The sequence below is a fragment of the Marinobacter sp. es.048 genome (genome assembly GCF_900188435.1).
GTDB lineage: Bacteria > Pseudomonadota > Gammaproteobacteria > Pseudomonadales > Oleiphilaceae > Marinobacter.
This window is the reverse complement of sequence record NZ_FYFA01000001.1, coordinates 331,911-350,585: the sequence shown is the minus strand read 5'-3', so window position 1 is coordinate 350,585 and position 18,675 is coordinate 331,911. Positions and strand designations below refer to the sequence as shown.

Genomic DNA, 18,675 nt, shown 5'->3' with positions numbered 1-18,675 from the left:
GGTATAACCGGTTGAGTCTAGTCAGATATTTTTCCGTGTAAACCGATGATCCAGGAAAAGTGGTGGATTCGGAAGTGATTGCCTATGCTCATTACAATGGCGATCATCCACCAAGGGGAGGGATTCTGCCCATGCGTTCACTGAAAGTGTCAGATGTCATGTGGAACCACATCGAGCCAATCCGTTGTGGCACGCAGCTCACCAAAGTGGTGAAGACGCTGCTCCACAACCACGTGACCGGCCTGCCGGTTGTTGATGACCAGCGCCATGTGATCGGTTTTATCTCCGAGCAGGACTGCATCCATGCCCTGCTGGTCAGCGGCTATCACCGCGAGGGCGACCCGCTCGTTGACGATGTGATGTTCCGGAAACCGGTGACGATTTCAGCAGAGATGTCGGTGGTGGATCTTGCCCAGAACCTCGGTGCGGGCAAGCCAAAGGTGTACCCTGTAGTGGATCACGGCAAACTGATTGGTATAGTCACGCGTACTGCTATCCTGGCCGAGCTGGCACGGACCGGTTTTGGTCTGGAGCCGCCAAAGCACGCCAGTGCCGGATACTGAAACACACTTTTCCTGAAATTGAGGACACTATGGAACTCCTATCCACGAACGTCTGTTTCGAAGGCGAGCATCGCCGCTACCGGCATACCTCCGCTACCCTCGAATGCGACATGGAGTTTGCGGTGTATCTGCCGCCCGTGGCTGTGGGCTCCAGGCCGGTTAAAGTGCCGGTCCTCTACTGGCTGTCAGGGCTGACCTGCACCGATCAGAATTTCATGCAGAAAGCCGGCGCCCTGAAGCGCGCTGCGCAACTGGGTATGGCGATTGTCTGTCCGGACACCAGCCCCCGTGGGGTGAACCTGCCGGGCGAGGACGACAGCTACGACTTTGGCTCCGGAGCCGGTTTCTACATCAACGCCACCGAGCAACCCTGGGCACCCCATTACCGGATGTACGACTATGTGGTGAAGGAATTGCCGCAGTTGATCGAGAATGAATTGCCGGTAACAGACAAGCGCTCTGTCAGTGGCCATTCTATGGGCGGCCACGGCGCTCTGATTTGCGCCCTGAAAAACCCGGGCCGCTATGCTTCGGTGTCGGCGTTTGCGCCCATCGCCAATCCCACGGAATGCCCCTGGGGTCAGAAAGCCTTCAAGGGCTATCTCGGAGACGATCCGCGCAGTTGGGAAGAATGGGATGCCACCCTGCTGATTCCCACTGCTCGGGAGCGGCTGCCGCTACTGGTGGACCAGGGCACCGCGGACGAGTTTCTGGACAGTCAGTTAAACCCGGATGTTCTGGCGGATGCCTGTGAAAAGTTCCACCATCACATCAACCTGCGCATGCACCGGGGCTATGATCACAGCTATTTCTTCATTGCCTCGTTCATTGATGATCACCTCGATCATCATGCGAAAGCGCTGGGTCTATAGGGATTATAGGCGGTCAGGAGCGGAAGTCCCAGACCAGGCTGAAGTCCATGGAAGGCATGACTTCAGGCTCTTCCAGAGACTGGATGCCGAAGTCCGGCTCGCTGGTGTCCCGCTCGAAGGTGCCGTTGTAACGGTTGCCACGGGGGCCGAAAATGGCTTTCACGAAGGGCCCCCGGGCCCTTACCGGCCGCCGGGTAACCACGCCCACTTCGTTGTTTTCCAGGCGCACCAGAATGCCGGGCGGATATTCCCCGAGAATCTGCAGCAGGGACTTTGGGATCGCCGGTCGGAACTTGCCGTCGGCCAGGTTGGCTATCAGCTTGCGGGCGTCGGCCACGTTCATGCGCTGCCGGTAGGCCCGTTTGGTGATCATTGCCACGTAGCGTTCTGCAAGCGCCAGGATTTCCGCTTCAGGGCGTATTTCAGTGCCACTGAGCCCTTTCGGATAGCCGCTGCCGTCGGCCTGTTCATGATGCTGGGCGATGATGGTCAGTAGCAGCTTGTTGTCGATGCCCGCGGCCTGCAGTGCCTGGATGCTGCGTTCGGGGTGTTTTCGAATGACGCCGCGCTGTTCATCGTTCAGCACCGTATTGGACGCATTCAGCTTGTCGGCAATGGGCACGAGCCCGAGGTTGGCAGTGAGGGCGGCGGCAGTCAGTACTGCAATTCTTTTCTCCTCCAGGCCGAATTGCCGGCCAATAAACTGGCAAAGAATGGCGTAAAACAGGATCTGTTCGTGAATGACCGGGCCGATTGAGTAGAGGTGAACCAGGGCCAGGGTTGCATCGGGTGATTCCGTGCAGGTGCGCTCGATTATCAGGGCCAGGCCGAGCAGCCGTTTTTGGGCCGAAGGATCGGAATCGGTAATGGCTTTCAGGGTTGCTTCAAGGGAATGGAGCAGGTCCGGGTAATCAGAAAAGGGGTTTCGGTCGCGGGTATCCTCGAACACTTCCTCCTGGGGGCGTTCGATCTTGCGAGGTTTGAATCGGCCCCGCTCGAACAATTGTTCCAGCTGGGAATCTGTCTGAATTACATAGCCCTGGCGCAGAAGGATATTGCCGTCTGCATCGTAGACATCCCACGGCAGGGGACGGCCGATGGTGAGCGCGCCGGGCGCAATTCGGACAAGTTCGGTCAAATCAGGTGTCTCGGGTACAGGTTAATTGTGTCGCCAGTGTAACCCCGAATGCGGCTGGGGCTCCACTGAAGCGAACCGGCTCTGGCCGTGAAGCAGCGTGGTTTTACCTGATTTTACCGCTGGCCCTGTTTCGGGATACATAAAAATGAGCAAGCGTTCACACTTTGTCTTTTTTGATAGAGAGTATGTAAAGAATCGTTGTCCTTTAACGCTCATTCAAATTGGTTGAGCTATTCTGGGACTCAGGATAGTACTGTTGTCGGACGAAAACGCTAAATGCTCCATCGCCTCAAGACTGATTTCAGATTGTCGATCATTACCCTGTTGGGTGGCAGCGCAATACTGGGCATAACCCCATTTGCTGTGATGCGCTTTTTGCAGGGTAATACGCTTGCCGGGACTGTCGACGCGGCGATTCTTCTTGGAATCCTGGTGACCCTTACTTACGCTTGGATTACAGGAGATACCCGAAGAAGCGGATTTGTGTTTGCGGTTATTGCGTGCAGCGGGGCAGTGGCTGTTGGTACTGTCGTGGGCGAGCCAGGGCTATTCTGGCTATACCCATGCCTGGTAACCACCTTCTTTCTTGCTAACTCTCGGATCGCCGTTCTTCTCAACGTGGCCTCGGTAGTCGCGTTACTGGCTCACGGCGGTGCTTTCCGCTCTGATGTTCAGATGTGGTCGTTTGCCTCGACAGCATTTGTGGTCAGTGCCTGCGCCTACGTCTTTGCCCACAGGAACCATGATCAGCGGGAGCGTCTGGAGCATCTTGCAACGATTGATCCGCTGACCGGCATCAAGAACCGCCGCTCAATGGATCAGGAGCTGGATCTGGCTGCGGCGAATGCCGAGCGTACCGGTTTGCCCTATGCCCTGGTTCTGCTGGATATCGATCATTTCAAGAAGATCAACGATGAGCATGGTCATGGCGTGGGCGATGATGTTCTGACCGATCTGGTGGCCCTGCTGAAACAGAACACGCGCAAATCAGACCAGCTGTTCCGGTACGGTGGTGAGGAGTTTGTGCTGCTTATGCTAGGGGTTGATGGCATTGGCCTCAAGGCAGTGATGAATAATTTACAGCAGGTTCTGCGCAAGTACATGAAGCATCCCGGTGGTTCCGTCACCGCTTCATTTGGTGTGGCGCTGCTTCGGCATGGCGAAAGTGTCGATGGCTGGTTGGCCCGGACCGATACCGCGCTTTATGAAGCCAAGGAAAACGGTCGGGACCAGGTCGTGTTTGCGGATGCTCAGCGAGCGCCGGAGCTTTCCGCTGACACCGTCTGACCGCCATCCGGTGCGTATAGAAAGAGCCTCCATCCCAGCAGAATGCTGGCGGACGCCAGCCCGCCAGTCAGACCCACCCAGAAGCCGGCGGCCCCCATGGCCGGCACCAGCCAGTCTGTGAAGGTCAGCAGATACCCCAGTGGCAGGCCCACGCCCCAGAATGAAAACAGCATGATGAACATCGGAATGCGGGTGTCCTTGTAGCCGCGCAACGCGCTGATGCAGGTTACCTGGATAACATCGGCAATCTGGAACAAAGCTGCGAACATCAGAAGTTTGACGGTGACCGCCTGTACCTCCGTATCACTGGTGTAGAGTGCTGCGATCTCCCGGGAGAACACGAACAGCATTATTGCGAAGACCAGCGCTGTAGCCGCGGCGAGAATCAGGGAACTGCGGGAGATCAGCCGTGCGGTGGCAGGCGCCCGGGCACCTGACAGGAAGCTGACCCGCAGTGTCAGCGCCATGCCGATGCTCAATGGCAGCATGAACAGCAAAGACACCACGTTCAGGGCAATCTGGTGGCCGGCGACCACAACCGGGCCAAGGGGCGCCAGAAACAGGGCGATCACCGAGAACAGGCTGGCCTCGACGAAGATGGTAAAGCCGATAGGGACGCCGATGCCCAGGATGTAGCGCATGCCTGCCAGATCCGGCTTTGCCCAATCCGCAATCAGGTGGAACTGACGGTAAACCCGGCTGCGGTTCAGATACACCAGCAATGCCGCCGCCGCGACACCATTGGAAATGGACGTCGCCCAGCCACAGCCAACTCCGCCCATGGCCGGCAGGCCCAGCTTGCCGTAGATAAAAATGTAGTTCATCGGCAGGTTGATCAGTGTGCTGAGCACTGAAAACGCCATGATCACGCGGGTGTGCCCGAGGCCATCGGTCAGGCCCCGGAGCGCGGTCAGTAACAGCAGGGCCGGAATACCCCAGGCAAAGGCGTCCAGATAGCCCTGGGTGATGCGTGCGGTGTTGGCCTCCAGCTTCAGAAGCGCCAGTATCGGGTGCACATGGGTAAGCAGCAGAATCATGATCACGGACCCGGCGGCGGCAAGATACAGGCCCTGCCACGTGGCGGGCATGATTTTCCCAACATCCCGGGCACCGTTGTAACCGGAAATAATGGGTTGCAGCGCCCCCAGCATGCCCATGAAAAACAGGAACAGAGGCATCCACAGGCTGCTGCCAATACCCACTGCGGCAAGATCCTCGGCACTGGCGTGGCCGGCCATGATGGTATCGATCACCCCGTTGGCCATCTGGGCAACCTGGGCAATTAGTATTGGCCCGCCCAGAATGGCGAGGGTTCGCCACTCGTTAAGTGTTCTGGCGACCAGCGGCTGCTTGGGTTCCGGTAATGGCTGGTGGGTTTCATCCATGGGATGCTATCCGGTGTTTCTGCACTGCAAGTTTCTCCCAAAACCGTTAAAGTACGCGCCTTAATCACAACAGATGGCAGTGGCGATGGGACTTCTGGTTTTTGTTACCTTTCTTTGGGCGTTTTCTTTCAGTCTGATCGGCGAATTTCTGGCCGGCCAGGTGGACAGCGATTTTGCGGTGCTCAGCCGTGTTCTGCTCGGTGCACTGGTGTTTCTGCCGTTCACCCGCTGGCGGGGCGTGGCTTCCGGACAGAAACTGGGCATCCTGGTAATCGGCATGTTGCAGTTCGGGATCACCTATCTCTGTCTGTACCGGTCCTTCAGCTACCTGACCGTCCCGGAAGTGCTGCTGTTCACGATTTTCACCCCGCTGTATGTGACCCTGCTGGATGATGCCCTGTTCCGCCGTTTCTCTCCGGTAGCGCTTCTGGCCGCCGCGATCGCTACTGTCGGGGCGGGTATCATACGCTACGATGGGCTGAGTGAGGACTTCATCACCGGCTTTCTGTTACTCCAGGTGGCGAATTTTACCTTTGCCGCCGGCCAGGTGGGTTACAAGCATGTGATGCAGCACTACGCCACCGACATGCCTGCCTACCGAACCTTCGGCTATTTCTTCTTCGGTGCCCTGATCATTGCGCTGCCATCCTTCCTGATATTCGGCAATGCCGACAAGCTGCCGACGACCTCCGTGCAGTGGGGCATTCTCGCGTGGCTCGGGCTGGCAGCTTCCGGCCTGGGGCTGTTCCTGTGGAACCGGGGTGCCTGTGTGGTTGACGCCGGCACCCTGGCTATCATGAACAATGCGCTGGTGCCTGCAGGCCTGATCGTCAACCTGCTGATCTGGAACCGCGATGCCGATTTGCTGAGGCTGGCCATCGGTGGCGGGGTCATCGCCTTCTCCCTCTGGGTAAACGCTCGCTTCCATCCCCGGGCCCGCCTGGCAGTGTCCACATAAGTACCTGCACGGACTAAGGTTCCGTTTACGGCTGCCGTTACACTCCACATACGCAAGGTAACCTTTGATGAATATCAATGATGTTCATCGGGGCTTACCCTTGTTCGCCCATATTTATCCCCGTGGTCAGCCCCGAGTCAGAAGGTCCGTTTATGCGCAAGAATCTCCCGGTAACCCAGCGTGAAGTAAAAATGCGGAAAGGCGGTCGGTTGATTACCACCACGGACCTGAAAGGGGTGATCACCTACTGCAATGAAGAGTTTGTGGAAATCAGTGGTTTCTCCCGGGAAGAACTGGTTGGCCAGGCTCACAACATTATCCGCCATCCGGACATGCCCCAGGCCGTATTCAAGGATATGTGGGATTACCTGAAGGCCGGCAAGGCCTGGATGGGTGTGGTGAAGAACCGGGCGAAGAGCGGCGACCATTACTGGGTAAGTGCTTACGTTACGCCGATCCGTGAGAACGGCCAGATGGTGGGCTTCGAGTCGGTTCGTGTCGAGCCGACCCGCGAGCAGATTGCCAGGGCCGAGCGACTTTATGGCAAGATTTCTGCCGGCAAAATGACCTCATCCTTCAGTAACCGAGCGTTGTCGATGCTTCGTTCCGGCTGGCCGTTCCTTGTCTCTCTGGTGCTCAGCCTTGGCGCCCTCCAGATCAACCAGCCCTGGCTGGCGGCAGGTTTGATCGTTGTGGGGCACGCCCTGGGTTTCGGCCTGGTGTTCAATTCCCTGGCTGCCCGCTTGCGCAGGCTGCTGGACCTGCGGCCAGATGCCTTCCGCGACCCCATCGTTGCCCGTACCTACAGTGACGAGCGAGGACTGTTCTCGCAGCTGTCGCTGTTGCTGGTGAGTGAAGAGGCCCGGGTCCGGACGGCCCTGGCAAGGATTGATGACCAGGCGGAACTGCTCTACGAGCAGGCGCGGGCTTCCCATGGCTATATCAGCGATGGCGCGGCGGCGATTGCCCGGCAGCGGGCGGAAACAGATCAGACCGCCTCGGCTATCAATGAAATGACCGCCTCAATCCAGGAAGTGGCCGAGTCGGTGACCAGCAATGGTCGTGAAGCCGAGGAGGCCAATCGTCTGGCTGGTGTTGGCAGCGACCGGAGCGCAGAGGCATTGGTGGCTATCGAGGAGCTGGTAACCCGCGTAAACGGGATTGGTTCAACGATCAGCAAGTTGGGTGAGTCCACCAACAGCATCGGTGAAGCCGCCAACCTGATTTCCGAGATTGCCGAGCAAACCAATCTGCTGGCATTGAACGCGGCTATCGAAGCGGCGCGTGCCGGTGAGCAGGGCCGCGGTTTTGCGGTGGTAGCGGATGAGGTGCGCTCACTGGCCCGTCGGACCCGGGAATCCACGGTGCGCATCCAGAACGTCATCGACGACTTCCGCCAGCAGGTAGATTCGGCTGTTCAGGCTACCCGGGACGGTGAGGCTGTTGCCGGCCAGGGTCTTGAGAAGGTTCGGGAAGCTGAGAACTCGCTGCGGGATATCGTGACCTCGATCCAGACCATTTCCGACAGCTTTATCAACATGTCTGCGGCCTTTGAGGAGCAGAGCCAGGTGTCTGACGAGATCAATCGCCAGATCACCAATATTGCCGAACTGGCCGATCACAGTGATGCCCAGGCCGACTCCGCCAAGCAGAGCAGTGACCGGCTTAGCGCCATGTCCCGTGGCCTGAAAGACCTGATAGCCAGGTTTATCAGCAAAAACGGTTAGTTAGCTTTCCCTGCCTTTTGCTCCCACCGGATCAACCCGGCCCGGGAGGGCGCCAGCACTGGCATCGACGCGCCAGTGCTGGCAGAATCCCGCTCCAATTGCCCCGGCAACGCCGTGGCTCTCCCTTTTTAAAGACATTCCTCAGCCAAAAGCACAGGAACACAACATGACTCAGTCCAACTCGGTTTCGGGTAAAGGTGCAGGGGCCGCTCGTGGTCTCTGGTCCTCCCGGTTGGCGTTTATTCTGGCGGCAACCGGTTCGGCCGTCGGTCTTGGCAATATCTGGAAGTTTCCCTACGTTACCGGTGAAAACGGTGGTGGCGCTTTCGTGCTGGTTTATCTGCTGTGTATTGCAGTGATCGGTATTCCCATCATGATGGCGGAAGTGTTTATCGGCCGGAATGGTCGCCACAACCCCATCACCAGCATGCGCCTTGTGGCAGAGCGCAATCTCAGCGCCCCGGGCTGGCGGATCTCTGCCATCATCGGGATGATCGCCGCCTTCGTGATCCTCTCCTTCTACTCGGTGATTGGTGGTTGGGCCGCGTCCTACGTAGGCCATGCCGCCATGGGTGACTTTACCGGGGGCACCGCAGACTCCATCGGTGAATTGTTCGGCGGCCTGCTGGCCAGCCCCGGGCAACTGCTGCTTTGGCACACGATCTTCATGGCGCTGGTCATTCTGGTGGTGTCCCAGGGACTGAAAGGGGGCCTCGAACGGGCCGTTACCATCCTGATGCCAGCCCTGTTTCTGTTGCTTCTGGCGGCGGTAGGCTACGCCACCACCACCGGCCATTTTGGCGAGGCTATCAGCTTCCTGTTCACGCCGAATTTTGGTGCCCTGACCATCAACGGGGTTCTGATCGCTCTTGGCCACGCCTTCTTCACCCTCAGCCTCGGGATGGCCATCATGATGGCCTACGGTTCCTATCTGGGGCGGGACGTGTCCATTGGCCGCACGGCCGTCAGCGTGGCAATCATGGACACCGTGGTCGCGCTTCTGGCCGGCCTGGCCATTTTCCCGGTGGTGTTTGCTAATGGCCTGGAAGCCGGTGCCGGTCCCGGACTGATTTTCCAGACCCTGCCGCTGGCCTTCGGCAATATGCCCATGGGCGGCCTGTTTGGCACCCTGTTCTTTATCCTGCTGCTGTTCGCCGCCTGGACCTCCGGTATATCCCTGCTGGAGCCGGTGGTTGAATGGGTCGAGGAAAAGACCAGCCTGGCCCGCACGGGCAGTGCCATTCTGGTAGGCGTGCTCTGCTGGGCGCTGGGTATTGCCTCGATTCTGTCGCTGAATGTCTGGGCCGACGTGGCACCGCTCGCCATGTTTGAACGCTTCGAAGGCAAGACCATCTTTGACCTGCTGGACTTCTTCACGGCCAACGTGCTGCTGCCGCTCTCCGGTTTGCTGACCGCGGTGTTTGTCGGCTGGTTCGTGGCCAAAGAGTCGCTGAAATCCGATCTGGCCCTTCAGGGTGGAGCCTTTGCCCTCTGGTACAACCTGATCCGGTTCGTGACTCCCATCGCAGTTGCCATCGTCTTTTTCTACAACCTTATGTCCTGACCAAAGGGGGCACATCACGTTTGAATGAAACGTGGCAATAAAAAAGCCCGGCAAGTCATCTTGCCGGGCTTTCTGTTTTCCAGTGGCCGCTTCCTACTCCTCGCCTAACTTTCTGAGTGCCTCTACGTGGGGACGCACCGCCTCGATATCTTCCGCCGGAGCGTTGCTCGCGCTTTGCATGGCGCCCATCGCACCCTCCATCATGGCCCGCATCTGGGCTTTCTGTTCGGCTGTCATGTGAGGGCTGTTTTCCATCTCGGCGAGCGCGGCTTCCATCTCCTGCCTGGCGGCAGGCTTCTGCTCTGCCATTTCGATGGCCATCCAGGCCTGGAAAACCCGGTCTCCGGTGGCACCCCAGGATTCCAGACTGTCGAAGCCGTGATCCTGCACCATGTTTTCCAGGCGGTCATAGGCTTCATGGCCTTTCATCTGCTCCAGGGATTCCGACACGATCCGGGAGAAATCCGGCATGGTGCTTTCGTTCTGGTTGTCCATCTGACGCTCCAGCTCCTCGAACTCCGGTGCCAGTGTTTGTGCAGCTCGAACGCTTTCGATAAACGAGGCCACTCGCTGATCGGAAAGGGTGTCGGCTTGGCTCTGTGCGGGGATGAGGGGAAGCAGGAAAAAAACGGCTGTTAGGATGACGCTGTTAAATACCAGCATCGTCTGTCGTTGCGGGTTATGCATGCTGTTCTCCTTGTGTGGACTTCCGGTTCCTTTGTCCGGAAGTCCCACGAGATTAGCGCTTACCCGCTTTGGCTGGCAACTTTCCTTTCAGGTCAGGTTCAGAAAAACATATCCGGCAGCCATGTGGCGATTTCCGGGAAGATCATGATCAGGATGATGCCGATGATCTCCACAATTACGAAGGGAATGATCGACTTGTAGATGTCCTTCATGGTGATTGACGGTGGCACGATGCCCTTCAGATAGAACAGGTTGAAGCCGAAGGGTGGCGTCATGTAGCCGATTTCCATGTTGATCACGAACAGGATGCCGAACCAGATCGGATCGAAGCCCAGGGATTCCACGATCGGCATGAACACCGGCAGGGTGATCAGCATAATGCCCACCGGGTCCAGCACCATGGCCAGCAGGAACACGATCAACATCATGGCAATGATGACACCCCAGGGGCCGCCGGGCACCATATTCATCAGGCCCTCAATCAGCTCCTGAGCGCCCATACTCTGGTACGCGGCGCTGAAGGCGTGGGCGGCGAACAGGATCCACATGATCATGCCGGTGAGCTTGAAGGTGCGGATCGCGGCTTCCTTCAGAATGCTCCACTTGAACTGCCGATACACGGCGGCGGAAATCAGGGCGCCGAGAACACCCATGGCGGCGGCTTCCGTCGGGGTAGTGATACCGCCGATGATGGAGCCCAGAACCATTACGACGACGCCGATTGGCAGCAGCACCGCACGCAGGGCACGGAATTTCTCCGGCCAGGTGCCCCGCTCTTCTTTTGGCAATGCCGGTGCCAGCTCCGGTTGCAGGTGGCAGCGAACGAGGATGTAAATTGCCGTCAGTACCATCAGCAGGATACCGGGCATGATGCCCGCGGCGAACATCTGGCCGACAGAAACGCCGGTGATCAGGGCGTAGAGGATCATCAGGATGCTGGGCGGAATCAGAATGCCCCAGCCCCCGCCGGTATTGATCACGCCCAGGGCCATGCTCTTGTCATAGCCCCGCTCAAGCATTGAGGGCAGCGCGATGGTGCCCATGGCGACCACGGCGGCACCGCTGATGCCGACCATGGCAGCAAACACCGCGCAGATGCCAAGGGTGCCGAGGGCAAGGCCGCCTTTCAGGCCGCCGCACCACAGGTGCATCATCCGGTACAGGTCCCGGGCCACACCGGTGCGTTCCAGAATCATGGCCATGAACACGAACAGAGGGATGGCGACCAGGGTAAAGCTTTCCATGGTGCCCCAGATCTGGGAGGCAACCATGTAGAAGGAATCAAAACCCCAGGTGAAATACAGGAACACCACCGAGACGCCGCCGAGCACGAACGCCAATGGCAGGCCCAGCAGCAGGAAAAACAGCAGTGAACCGAAGAACAGGAGCGTCAGGGCTTCAATGCTCACAGCTGATCTCCTTCAGATTCGGACTGTTCGGGCATGTAGTAATCCAGGTTGAACGCCACGGCGATGTCTTCAAGCAGCTTGACCAGCCCCTGCAGAACCAGCAGGCCGGTGCCGATGGGAATGGCCAGCTTCACCGGCCAGATGGGTGGATTCCAGGCCGAGTAGGAGGTTTCCCAGCTGGAAATGGATTCCTGGGCCATGTCGATCCCGAACCACAGCAGGGCCAGGGTGAAAATAAAGAACACCAGGGAGGTCACAATATCCAGGGCCGCGCGCTTGCGTGGTCTCAGGTGGGAATGCAGCAGGTCCACGTTCACGTGGCCCCGGTGGGCCATGATGTAGCCGCCCGACATCACCGCATAGATACCGAAGAGCATCTGGGTCAGTTCATTGGTCCAGACCGTGGGGGAATTGAACAGGTAGCGGAACCCCACTTCCAGCAACAGGAACGCGAACATCGCGAAGATCAGAAGGGCGACCCACCGGCCGATAACATCATTGAGACGGGTAACCCCTCTCATGAATGCGGCGATCATCACACTCACGGCAATCTCCCACGGGATACTGGTTTGGTTCAGGGACAGAAAGGCCGGGGTCAGGAACCCCGGCCTTGGTCAGAGCAACGGCTGATCAGAGGTAACCGAGGTCGGCCAGGTAGCCTTTCAGCATGTCCAATGCCTTCTTGGCGTTTTCGCTGCGCTTGCCTTCCTCATCCCACATGGCCTGGGCCGTGGCAACCAGCTTGTCCTGGACTTCGTCCGGCAGCACATTGAGCTGCACGCCCTGTTCTTCGATGGCCTTGGCGAGGGTGATGCGCTCCTTGTACTGGTACTCGTTGGTGCGGATCCAGAACTGTTCGTTCAAGGCGTCCTTGACGATGTTCTGCATGTCTTCCGGCAGCTTGTCCAGAGCCTTCTGGCTGACGATGATCACGTCGGTGCCGGCAATGTTCAGGGCAGGCTGTACATGATATTTGGCAACTTCATACAGGCCCATGCTGTAGGCGCCCTGGGCCGCACCCCAGTGGGCACCGTCGACAATGCCAGAATCCAGAGCCGAGTAGAGTTCACTGCCCGGAATATAGGAGGCGGCGGCGCCGGCTTCGGTCAGGAAGCTTTGAAGAGCGCCGGACGAACGGATCTTGAGGCTGGTGAAGTCGTCCCAGCTTTCGATCGGCTCTTTTACGACCATCTCAGTCGGGTAAACCTTGTCCGTGGCCCAGTAGACACCGTGCTCTGCAGCTTCGTCACGGAGCATCTGTTCGAATCCCATGTTCTGGTGGAAGTAGGCGGCTTCCCAGACGTTACGGAAGGCAAACGGCAGACCTGAGGCGATACCCGCAAGTGAAACCTTGTCCTGGGCATACGATGGGGAGATGGTGCCCATTTCCAGGATGCCACGGCTGACGGCGTTGAATGTATCCTTGGCCTTGAACAGGGCGCCGGCCTCGTAAAGTTGCAGCTTAAGACGGCCATCAGTGCGCTCTTCCAGAACGCGTTTGATGCGGCCAAGGCTGTCTGTGTAGGAGCTGCTGGAGCCGGGCCAGTGGGACTGGACTTTCCAGGTTACGGTGTCCTGCGCGGCGGCCGGCGTGGCAGCCAGGGAGGCTGACAGACCAAGGGTCAGTGCCGAGGCAAAGACGGTCAGTTTTCTTCGAGCGTTATTAACTAGAGTCATGATAGGCCTCTTTCGTTGTTGTACTTGTGCATTAAATGACTGTTTAGTTATGACCAATGGATCTTTCTTTGTTTCACTGTGCAGAATTGGCGACTGCATGGTGAATCGTAGTTTTCTGAATCTAACACATGTCTTGTTTTTTGCAATAGGCGGTTGATCGGTCCTTGATTACAGAATTCATAAAAGGATAGTTCATGGATTGAACGTCAGCAGTACCGACGGCCTATCTGTCTCGCGCCGCTTCAGGTTCCGGGCCAGTAAGGCGCGCGAAGTTCCCGTTTGAGCACCTTGCCAATGGCAGAGCGGGGCAACGTGGCACGGAATTCAATGGCCGCCAGACGCTGGGATTTTCCCAACTGAGTGTTGGCCCACTTCAGTATCCCATGTTCGGTTTCATCACGATCGGGCTGGAGAACCACCAGGCCCAGGGGCGTTTCCCCCCAGTGTTCGCTGGGAATACCGATGATCGTGGCGTCGGCTACCGCCGGGTGCGACAGCAGTACTTTTTCCAGATCCACCGGATAGATGTTAAAACCGCCGGAAATGATCATATCCTTCCGTCGATCAAGGATGTAGATAAAGCCGTCCTCGTCGATTCGTCCCATGTCACCACTGCGGTAATACACCTCACCCTCCGGACTCGTCCAGAGCATCTCCCGGGTCAGCTCCGGGCGATTCACATAGCCGCGCATCATGGAAATGGCGCGGCCCACGATCTCGCCAGTGGCGCCCCGGGGCAGCTCACGGTCATCCTCGCCAATCACCCGCACCTCAGCGCCCTGGGTGGGCACACCAACCGAGTCCCATTTGTCCGGGTGGGCAGCGCAGTCGAGACTGGTGGATATACCGCCTTCGGTAAGGCCATAGACCTCCCTGAGGTTGCCGGGCCAGCGTGCCATGGCATCGGCAATCACCGCCGACCGCAACGGGGCACTGGTGCAGAGCTTCAGCTTGAAACTGGAGAGGTCAAACCCGTCAAAATCCGGCTGCGCCAGGATCCGTTGGTATTGCACCGGTACCAGCATGGCGTGCGTAACACGGTGGGTTTCGGCCAGTTGCAGGAACCTGTGGGCATCGAATTTCGCCATCAGCACCAGGGTGCCGCCGTGGTAGAGCGTGGGTAACACTGAAACCAGGGTGGTGTTGGAATAAAGTGGCGTTGATACGAGGTTGATAGTCTCGCCGTCCAGCCCATAGCGGCTCATTCTGACCATCTGACGCTGGCGGAAGCGATAATCGTGCAGGATCCCCTTGGGCGTGCCTGTGGTGCCGGAGCTGTAAATGATATTGAACGGGTCGTTGAGGGTGACCGGCTCGGGCCGGGCGGTGGCCGTAGTCTGCGCCAGCCAGTCAACCAGGGAGTAACCGGCTCCGTCCAGGGGGCCAGCCAGGCTGATGATGCGCTCGCCGGGTACCTTGGTCAGCTGTGCTCGAAGGCGGCCAAACAGCTCCCGCTGTTGGCCGGAAATGAACAGAAAGCGTGCCTGGCAATCCGTCACCATCAGTGCAAGTGCTTCGGTACTGGCCATGCCAGACAGCGGCACCATACAGCCCCCGGCCACCAGGGTGCCGAGGTACAGGGCGACATCGTCCCGGCTGTTTCCTGACAAGGCAGCCACAGACTCGCCCGGCCGCAGACCGGCCTCGCGTAGCCGGTTGGCAATACGGTTAACCTGGTCGACAAGGCTTCGCCAGTCCAGGGCGCCCTGTTCGTCAATCAGGGCCGGGTGGCTGCCACGGGTCTGGGCGTGTTGCTGGATACGATTTCCGATTGCGTCCATGGACTCACTGGGATCGATTGGCGCATAGACCGGCATGTCTCGCTTGCCACTTTCCATTTTTAGCCCCTCAAACGTTATCGTGTTTTATCTAGTGAAATTAACTTCCGATTATATTGACTCAAAACCAACAGGCGTGACAAATTAACTGAATGGAAAGACCCCAGCACCATCAACAACAATGAGACAGACCGGGGAGCATCGGCATATGGGACGGTTTGATCAGCGGGTAGCCATTGTCACCGGCGCCGGCAGCGGCATTGGTCGGGCGACGGCTCTGCGACTCGCTCGGGAGGGTGCGTCAGTGATCCTGGCGGATACCTCTGAGGCCGGTCTGGTAGAAACTGAAAACCAGTTGCCCGAGCAAGCCCGGCGCCTTCGACGGCTGGTGGATGTGGCCAACGAAGCCCAAGTGGATGCGTTGGTCAACGAGGCTATCGCCAGCTTCGGTCAGATCGACGTGCTATGCAATATCGCCGGCATTGCCAGTACTGGTCAGGGCCACCCGCCGGTGACCGGCAACGACCGTGCCGAGTGGGACCAGGTGCTATCGGTGAATCTGACAGGCACCATGCTGCTGATCAAGCACGTGGCGCCCCACATGCAGGCCCGCAAGCTCGGCGCTATCGTCAACACCGCGTCGGTGGCAGGTATCCGGTCCGGCGCGGGCGGTAACGCCTACAGTGCTTCCAAAGCCGGCGTCATCAATCTGACTATGACCGCCGCCTGTGACCTGGGCGGCGACAACGTACGGGTAAATGCAGTGTGCCCCGGTCTGGTGGAAACCGGCATGACCCGGGCGGTGTTCGACTACGCCCGGGCCAATGAAAAAGCCCATAAGCTCGGCGCCCGCTGTGAGCTGCGCCGGTATGGCAATCCGGAAGAAATCGCCGCGGCAATCCTGTTTCTGGCCAGCGACGATGCCAGCTACATCACCGGCCAGTCCTTGCCCGTGGACGGCGGCAATACCGCATCCCTTAACCTGCCAGGAATGAAAGTGTAATGAATGATCAAGAGCCCCTGTTTACCGACGGTAAGGACCTGCCCGGCTTTCACAGCCTGCTGGGTTATCGTCAGGTCTCCTGGGAGGAAGACGAGGCGGTGCTTGAGCTGGAACTGCAGCCCCGGCACCTGAACCTGGGAGGGGTGATCCACGGGGGTGTGCTTACCTCCCTGCTGGATATTGTGCTGGCCCAGGCAGGCACCTATTGCCCCTACCCGGGGCGGATGCGTAAGGCCATCACCCTGTCCCTGACCACCACCTTCACCGGGCAGTGCTCCGGCGGAACGATCAGGGTCACCGGGCGTAAGCGCGCCGGAGGCACCCGGATTTTCAACAGTACGGGTGAGGTTCATGACGACAAGGGCAGCCTGCTGGCCATCGCCGAAGGTACATTCCGGATCCGGTCCGGCAGCGACAAACCAGAGGGCGTTCCGATCTGAAGGAACGGTTACCGACTTAATGCCAACAACACCAAGAGGAAGCGGACATGTTCGAACTGTCTGACAAAGCGAAACAGCTGCAGAACCAGCTGAACGAGTTCATGGATGCCTATATCTACCCGAACGAGCACAAGCATCATGAGCAGATAGAGCAGGCAGAAGACCGCTGGGCGCCGGTTCCGATTATTGAGGAGCTGAAACACAAGGCCAAATCCGCCGGCCTGTGGAACCTGTTCCTGCCCGAAAGCGAATTCGGCGCCGGGCTGACCAACTACGAATACGCCCACCTGTGTGAAGTGATGGGTCGCTCGGCCATGGCCCCTGAGGTGTTCAACTGTTCCGCTCCTGATACAGGCAACATGGAAACCATCGCCCGCTATGGCAATAAAGAGCAGCAGGAGCAATGGCTGAAGCCTCTGCTGGATGGCGAGATCCGTTCCTGTTTCTCAATGACCGAGCCGGATGTGGCGTCGTCGGATGCCACCAATATTGCCTGTGAAATCTGCCGCGAGGGTGATGAGTACGTAATCAACGGCAAAAAGTGGTGGTCCTCCGGTGCCATGACCACCAACTCGAAGATCGCCATCGTGATGGGCAAGACCGACCCTCAGGCCGAGAAGCACAAGCAACAGTCGATGATTCTGGTGCCGCTGGATGCGCCGGGCGTGAAAATGATTCGCCCCCTGACGGTGTTCGGCTATGACCACGCGCCCCATGGCCATGCGGAGATTCACTACGAAAACGTGCGGGTGCCGGTGAGCAACATCCTGCTGGGCGAGGGCCGGGGGTTCGAGATTGCCCAGGGCCGCCTCGGGCCTGGCCGTATCCATCACTGCATGCGCACCATCGGCGTCGCCGAGCGGGCTCTGGAGCTGATGTGCAAGCGTGCCAATGCCCGGGAGGCCTTCGGCAAGCCGCTGTCCAGTTTTGATTCCATCCGCAAGGACATTGCACGCAGTCGCATCGAGATCGAGCAGGCAAGGCTGATGACCCTGAAGGCGGCGCATATGATGGACACCGTCGGCAACAAGGTGGCCCGTCAGGAAATCGCGATGATCAAGGTTATTGCACCGAGCATGGCGCTGAAGGTGCTGGACCGCGCAATTCAGGTGCACGGCGGCGCCGGTGTTTCCCAGGACACCTTCCTGGCCGAAGCCTGGGCCAAGGTACGGACTCTGCGGTTGGCAGACGGGCCCGATGAGGTGCATCTGGATTCTGTGGCCAAGATTGAGCTTCGCCAGTATCGCTGATTGTCCCGCCCGCTGAGTCGGGCGCATGAACGAACGGGGAGGAACCTGCCGGGACACGCCGTAAATACGTCCCTGTAGGCTTGAGCAAAACATCCATGTTTTGCACAGTCCCGACAGGTTCCTCCCCGTTCGTTCCCAAAGCTTTGAGTATGAGGACGGAACGATGACTAACCCGCTTTTTGATATGACCGGCAAGGTCGCCCTGATTACCGGCTCCACCAAAGGCATCGGCCGCGCCATTGCCGAAGAAATGGCCCGCCTGGGTGCCAAAGTCGTGATCTCCAGCCGAAAGGCCGAGGCCTGTGAGCAGGTGGCCAGTGAACTGAAAGCCCAGGGCTACGAGGCCATCGCCATTCCCTGCCATGTCGGTAAAAAAGACCAGCTGCAGAACCTGGTGGATAAAACCAATGAGGCCTGGGGCACTATCGATGTGCTGGTATGCAACGCCGCCACCAACCCGGTGTACGGCACCACCGCTGAAATGACCGACGACGCCTGGGACAAGATCATGGACACCAACGTCAAGGGCACCTTCTGGCTGACCAACATGGTGCTGCCGCAGATGGCGGAAAAAGGCGAAGGCGCTGTGGTGCTGCTTTCCAGCATCGCCGGTATCCGGGGCAACACCACCATCGGAACCTACGGCGTTTCCAAGGCCGCAGAAGCTGCTCTGGCGCGGAACCTGGCAGTGGAGTGGGGCCCGAAAGGTATCCGGATTAACAGCATCGCCCCCGGCCTGATCAAAACCGACTTCGCCCGGGCGCTGTGGGAAGACCCGGTACGGGTCAAACGCGCCGAAGACAAAACGCCGCTTCGCAGAATTGGCGACCCGGTCGACATCGCCGGCCTGGCCGTGTTTCTGTCCACCAGGGCCAGCGCCTACATCACAGGCCAGGTCATCGTAGCCGATGGCGGCGAAACGATTTATTAGGGGCCG

Annotated in this window: 17 protein-coding genes; 10 read left to right on the top strand and 7 right to left on the bottom strand. The window is 58.7% G+C overall.

Translation table 11 applies throughout. The annotated features are described in order from the left end of the window. Positions 1–131 precede the first annotated feature (131 nt). Positions 132–563 carry a CBS domain-containing protein gene (locus tag CFT65_RS01665; RefSeq protein WP_088828117.1) on the top strand — a complete coding sequence of 144 codons (432 nt, stop codon included), beginning with the start codon at positions 132–134 and terminating at the stop codon, positions 561–563. Positions 564–592: 29 nt separating this feature from the next. Then, positions 593–1,435: an S-formylglutathione hydrolase gene (fghA, locus tag CFT65_RS01660; protein ID WP_088826318.1), complete on the top strand. Its 843-nt coding sequence runs from the start codon at positions 593–595 to the stop codon at positions 1,433–1,435. Positions 1,436–1,448: 13 nt separating this feature from the next. Here fghA and CFT65_RS01655 read toward each other — a convergent pair whose 3' ends face one another. Next, entirely contained in the window at positions 1,449–2,573 is a 1,125-nt protein-coding gene (locus CFT65_RS01655) for an HD-GYP domain-containing protein (RefSeq protein ID WP_088826317.1), read from the bottom strand. 276 nt (positions 2,574–2,849) lie between these two features. On the opposite strand from CFT65_RS01655, the gene CFT65_RS01650 reads away from it, so the two are divergent. Beyond that, positions 2,850–3,860 (top strand): GGDEF domain-containing protein, encoded by a 1,011-nt coding sequence (locus CFT65_RS01650; protein ID WP_088826316.1) that lies wholly within the window; start codon positions 2,850–2,852, stop codon positions 3,858–3,860. On the opposite strand, the gene CFT65_RS01645 is transcribed toward CFT65_RS01650, so the two are convergent. Beyond that, complete coding sequence (locus CFT65_RS01645; protein ID WP_088826315.1) at positions 3,824–5,245, bottom strand: MATE family efflux transporter; 1,422 nt, start codon at positions 5,243–5,245, stop codon at positions 3,824–3,826. The genes CFT65_RS01650 and CFT65_RS01645 overlap by 37 nt on opposite strands. A gap of 85 nt (positions 5,246–5,330) precedes the next feature. Here CFT65_RS01645 and CFT65_RS01640 point away from each other — a divergent pair, with 85 nt between their 5' ends. From CFT65_RS01640 to CFT65_RS01630, 3 genes are all read left to right on the top strand, one after another. Continuing rightward, complete coding sequence (locus tag CFT65_RS01640; RefSeq protein ID WP_088826314.1) at positions 5,331–6,203, top strand: carboxylate/amino acid/amine transporter; 873 nt, start codon at positions 5,331–5,333, stop codon at positions 6,201–6,203. 152 nt (positions 6,204–6,355) lie between these two features. Next, entirely contained in the window at positions 6,356–7,930 is a 1,575-nt protein-coding gene (locus tag CFT65_RS01635; RefSeq protein ID WP_088826313.1) for a PAS domain-containing methyl-accepting chemotaxis protein, read from the top strand. Positions 7,931–8,096: 166 nt separating this feature from the next. Beyond that, positions 8,097–9,494, top strand: coding sequence for a sodium-dependent transporter (locus CFT65_RS01630; RefSeq protein ID WP_088826312.1), 1,398 nt, complete (start codon positions 8,097–8,099; stop codon positions 9,492–9,494). A gap of 93 nt (positions 9,495–9,587) precedes the next feature. On the opposite strand, the gene CFT65_RS01625 is transcribed toward CFT65_RS01630, so the two are convergent. The 5 genes from CFT65_RS01625 to CFT65_RS01605 all read right to left on the bottom strand — a co-directional run bounded on the left by CFT65_RS01625 (position 9,588) and on the right by CFT65_RS01605 (position 15,105). After that, on the bottom strand, positions 9,588–10,181 hold the full coding sequence (locus CFT65_RS01625) for a hypothetical protein (protein ID WP_228705758.1): 594 nt from the start codon (positions 10,179–10,181) through the stop codon (positions 9,588–9,590). Between the two features lie 98 nt (positions 10,182–10,279). Beyond that, entirely contained in the window at positions 10,280–11,590 is a 1,311-nt protein-coding gene (locus CFT65_RS01620) for a TRAP transporter large permease (RefSeq protein ID WP_088826310.1), read from the bottom strand. Continuing rightward, complete coding sequence (locus tag CFT65_RS01615) at positions 11,587–12,126, bottom strand: TRAP transporter small permease subunit (RefSeq protein WP_088828116.1); 540 nt, start codon at positions 12,124–12,126, stop codon at positions 11,587–11,589. The genes CFT65_RS01620 and CFT65_RS01615 overlap by 4 nt, the downstream gene beginning before the upstream one ends. Before the next feature lie 94 nt (positions 12,127–12,220). Continuing rightward, entirely contained in the window at positions 12,221–13,267 is a 1,047-nt protein-coding gene (gene dctP, locus CFT65_RS01610) for a TRAP transporter substrate-binding protein DctP (RefSeq protein ID WP_088826309.1), read from the bottom strand. Between the two features lie 242 nt (positions 13,268–13,509). Beyond that, a complete protein-coding gene (locus CFT65_RS01605) occupies positions 13,510–15,105 on the bottom strand; it encodes a class I adenylate-forming enzyme family protein (RefSeq protein WP_088826308.1) in 1,596 nt (531 codons plus the stop codon). Between the two features lie 148 nt (positions 15,106–15,253). On the opposite strand from CFT65_RS01605, the gene CFT65_RS01600 reads away from it, so the two are divergent. The 4 genes from CFT65_RS01600 to CFT65_RS01585 all read left to right on the top strand — a co-directional run bounded on the left by CFT65_RS01600 (position 15,254) and on the right by CFT65_RS01585 (position 18,669). Continuing rightward, positions 15,254–16,048, top strand: a complete 795-nt coding sequence (locus CFT65_RS01600) for an SDR family NAD(P)-dependent oxidoreductase (RefSeq protein WP_088826307.1) — start codon at positions 15,254–15,256, stop codon at positions 16,046–16,048. Further along, positions 16,048–16,488, top strand: a complete 441-nt coding sequence (locus tag CFT65_RS01595) for a PaaI family thioesterase (RefSeq protein WP_088826306.1) — start codon at positions 16,048–16,050, stop codon at positions 16,486–16,488. Before CFT65_RS01600 ends, CFT65_RS01595 begins: the two co-directional genes overlap by 1 nt. 47 nt (positions 16,489–16,535) lie before the next feature. Beyond that, positions 16,536–17,738 carry an acyl-CoA dehydrogenase family protein gene (locus CFT65_RS01590; protein WP_088826305.1) on the top strand — a complete coding sequence of 401 codons (1,203 nt, stop codon included), beginning with the start codon at positions 16,536–16,538 and terminating at the stop codon, positions 17,736–17,738. A gap of 163 nt (positions 17,739–17,901) precedes the next feature. After that, on the top strand, positions 17,902–18,669 hold the full coding sequence (locus tag CFT65_RS01585) for an SDR family NAD(P)-dependent oxidoreductase (RefSeq protein WP_088826304.1): 768 nt from the start codon (positions 17,902–17,904) through the stop codon (positions 18,667–18,669). Positions 18,670–18,675: the final 6 nt, after the last annotated feature.

Coding starts and splice junctions, on each gene's coding strand:
- CFT65_RS01595 (WP_088826306.1), top strand. CDS start 16,048: ATGAATGATCAAGAGCCCCTGTTTACCGACGGTAAGGACCTGCCCGGC.
- CFT65_RS01645 (WP_088826315.1), bottom strand. CDS start 5,245: ATGGATGAAACCCACCAGCCATTACCGGAACCCAAGCAGCCGCTGGTC.
- CFT65_RS01615 (WP_088828116.1), bottom strand. CDS start 12,126: ATGATCGCCGCATTCATGAGAGGGGTTACCCGTCTCAATGATGTTATC.
- CFT65_RS01640 (WP_088826314.1), top strand. CDS start 5,331: ATGGGACTTCTGGTTTTTGTTACCTTTCTTTGGGCGTTTTCTTTCAGT.
- CFT65_RS01600 (WP_088826307.1), top strand. CDS start 15,254: ATGGGACGGTTTGATCAGCGGGTAGCCATTGTCACCGGCGCCGGCAGC.
- CFT65_RS01630 (WP_088826312.1), top strand. CDS start 8,097: ATGACTCAGTCCAACTCGGTTTCGGGTAAAGGTGCAGGGGCCGCTCGT.
- dctP (WP_088826309.1), bottom strand. CDS start 13,267: ATGACTCTAGTTAATAACGCTCGAAGAAAACTGACCGTCTTTGCCTCG.
- fghA (WP_088826318.1), top strand. CDS start 593: ATGGAACTCCTATCCACGAACGTCTGTTTCGAAGGCGAGCATCGCCGC.
- CFT65_RS01665 (WP_088828117.1), top strand. CDS start 132: ATGCGTTCACTGAAAGTGTCAGATGTCATGTGGAACCACATCGAGCCA.
- CFT65_RS01585 (WP_088826304.1), top strand. CDS start 17,902: ATGACTAACCCGCTTTTTGATATGACCGGCAAGGTCGCCCTGATTACC.
- CFT65_RS01625 (WP_228705758.1), bottom strand. CDS start 10,181: ATGCATAACCCGCAACGACAGACGATGCTGGTATTTAACAGCGTCATC.
- CFT65_RS01590 (WP_088826305.1), top strand. CDS start 16,536: ATGTTCGAACTGTCTGACAAAGCGAAACAGCTGCAGAACCAGCTGAAC.
- CFT65_RS01635 (WP_088826313.1), top strand. CDS start 6,356: ATGCGCAAGAATCTCCCGGTAACCCAGCGTGAAGTAAAAATGCGGAAA.
- CFT65_RS01605 (WP_088826308.1), bottom strand. CDS start 15,105: ATGGAAAGTGGCAAGCGAGACATGCCGGTCTATGCGCCAATCGATCCC.
- CFT65_RS01650 (WP_088826316.1), top strand. CDS start 2,850: ATGCTCCATCGCCTCAAGACTGATTTCAGATTGTCGATCATTACCCTG.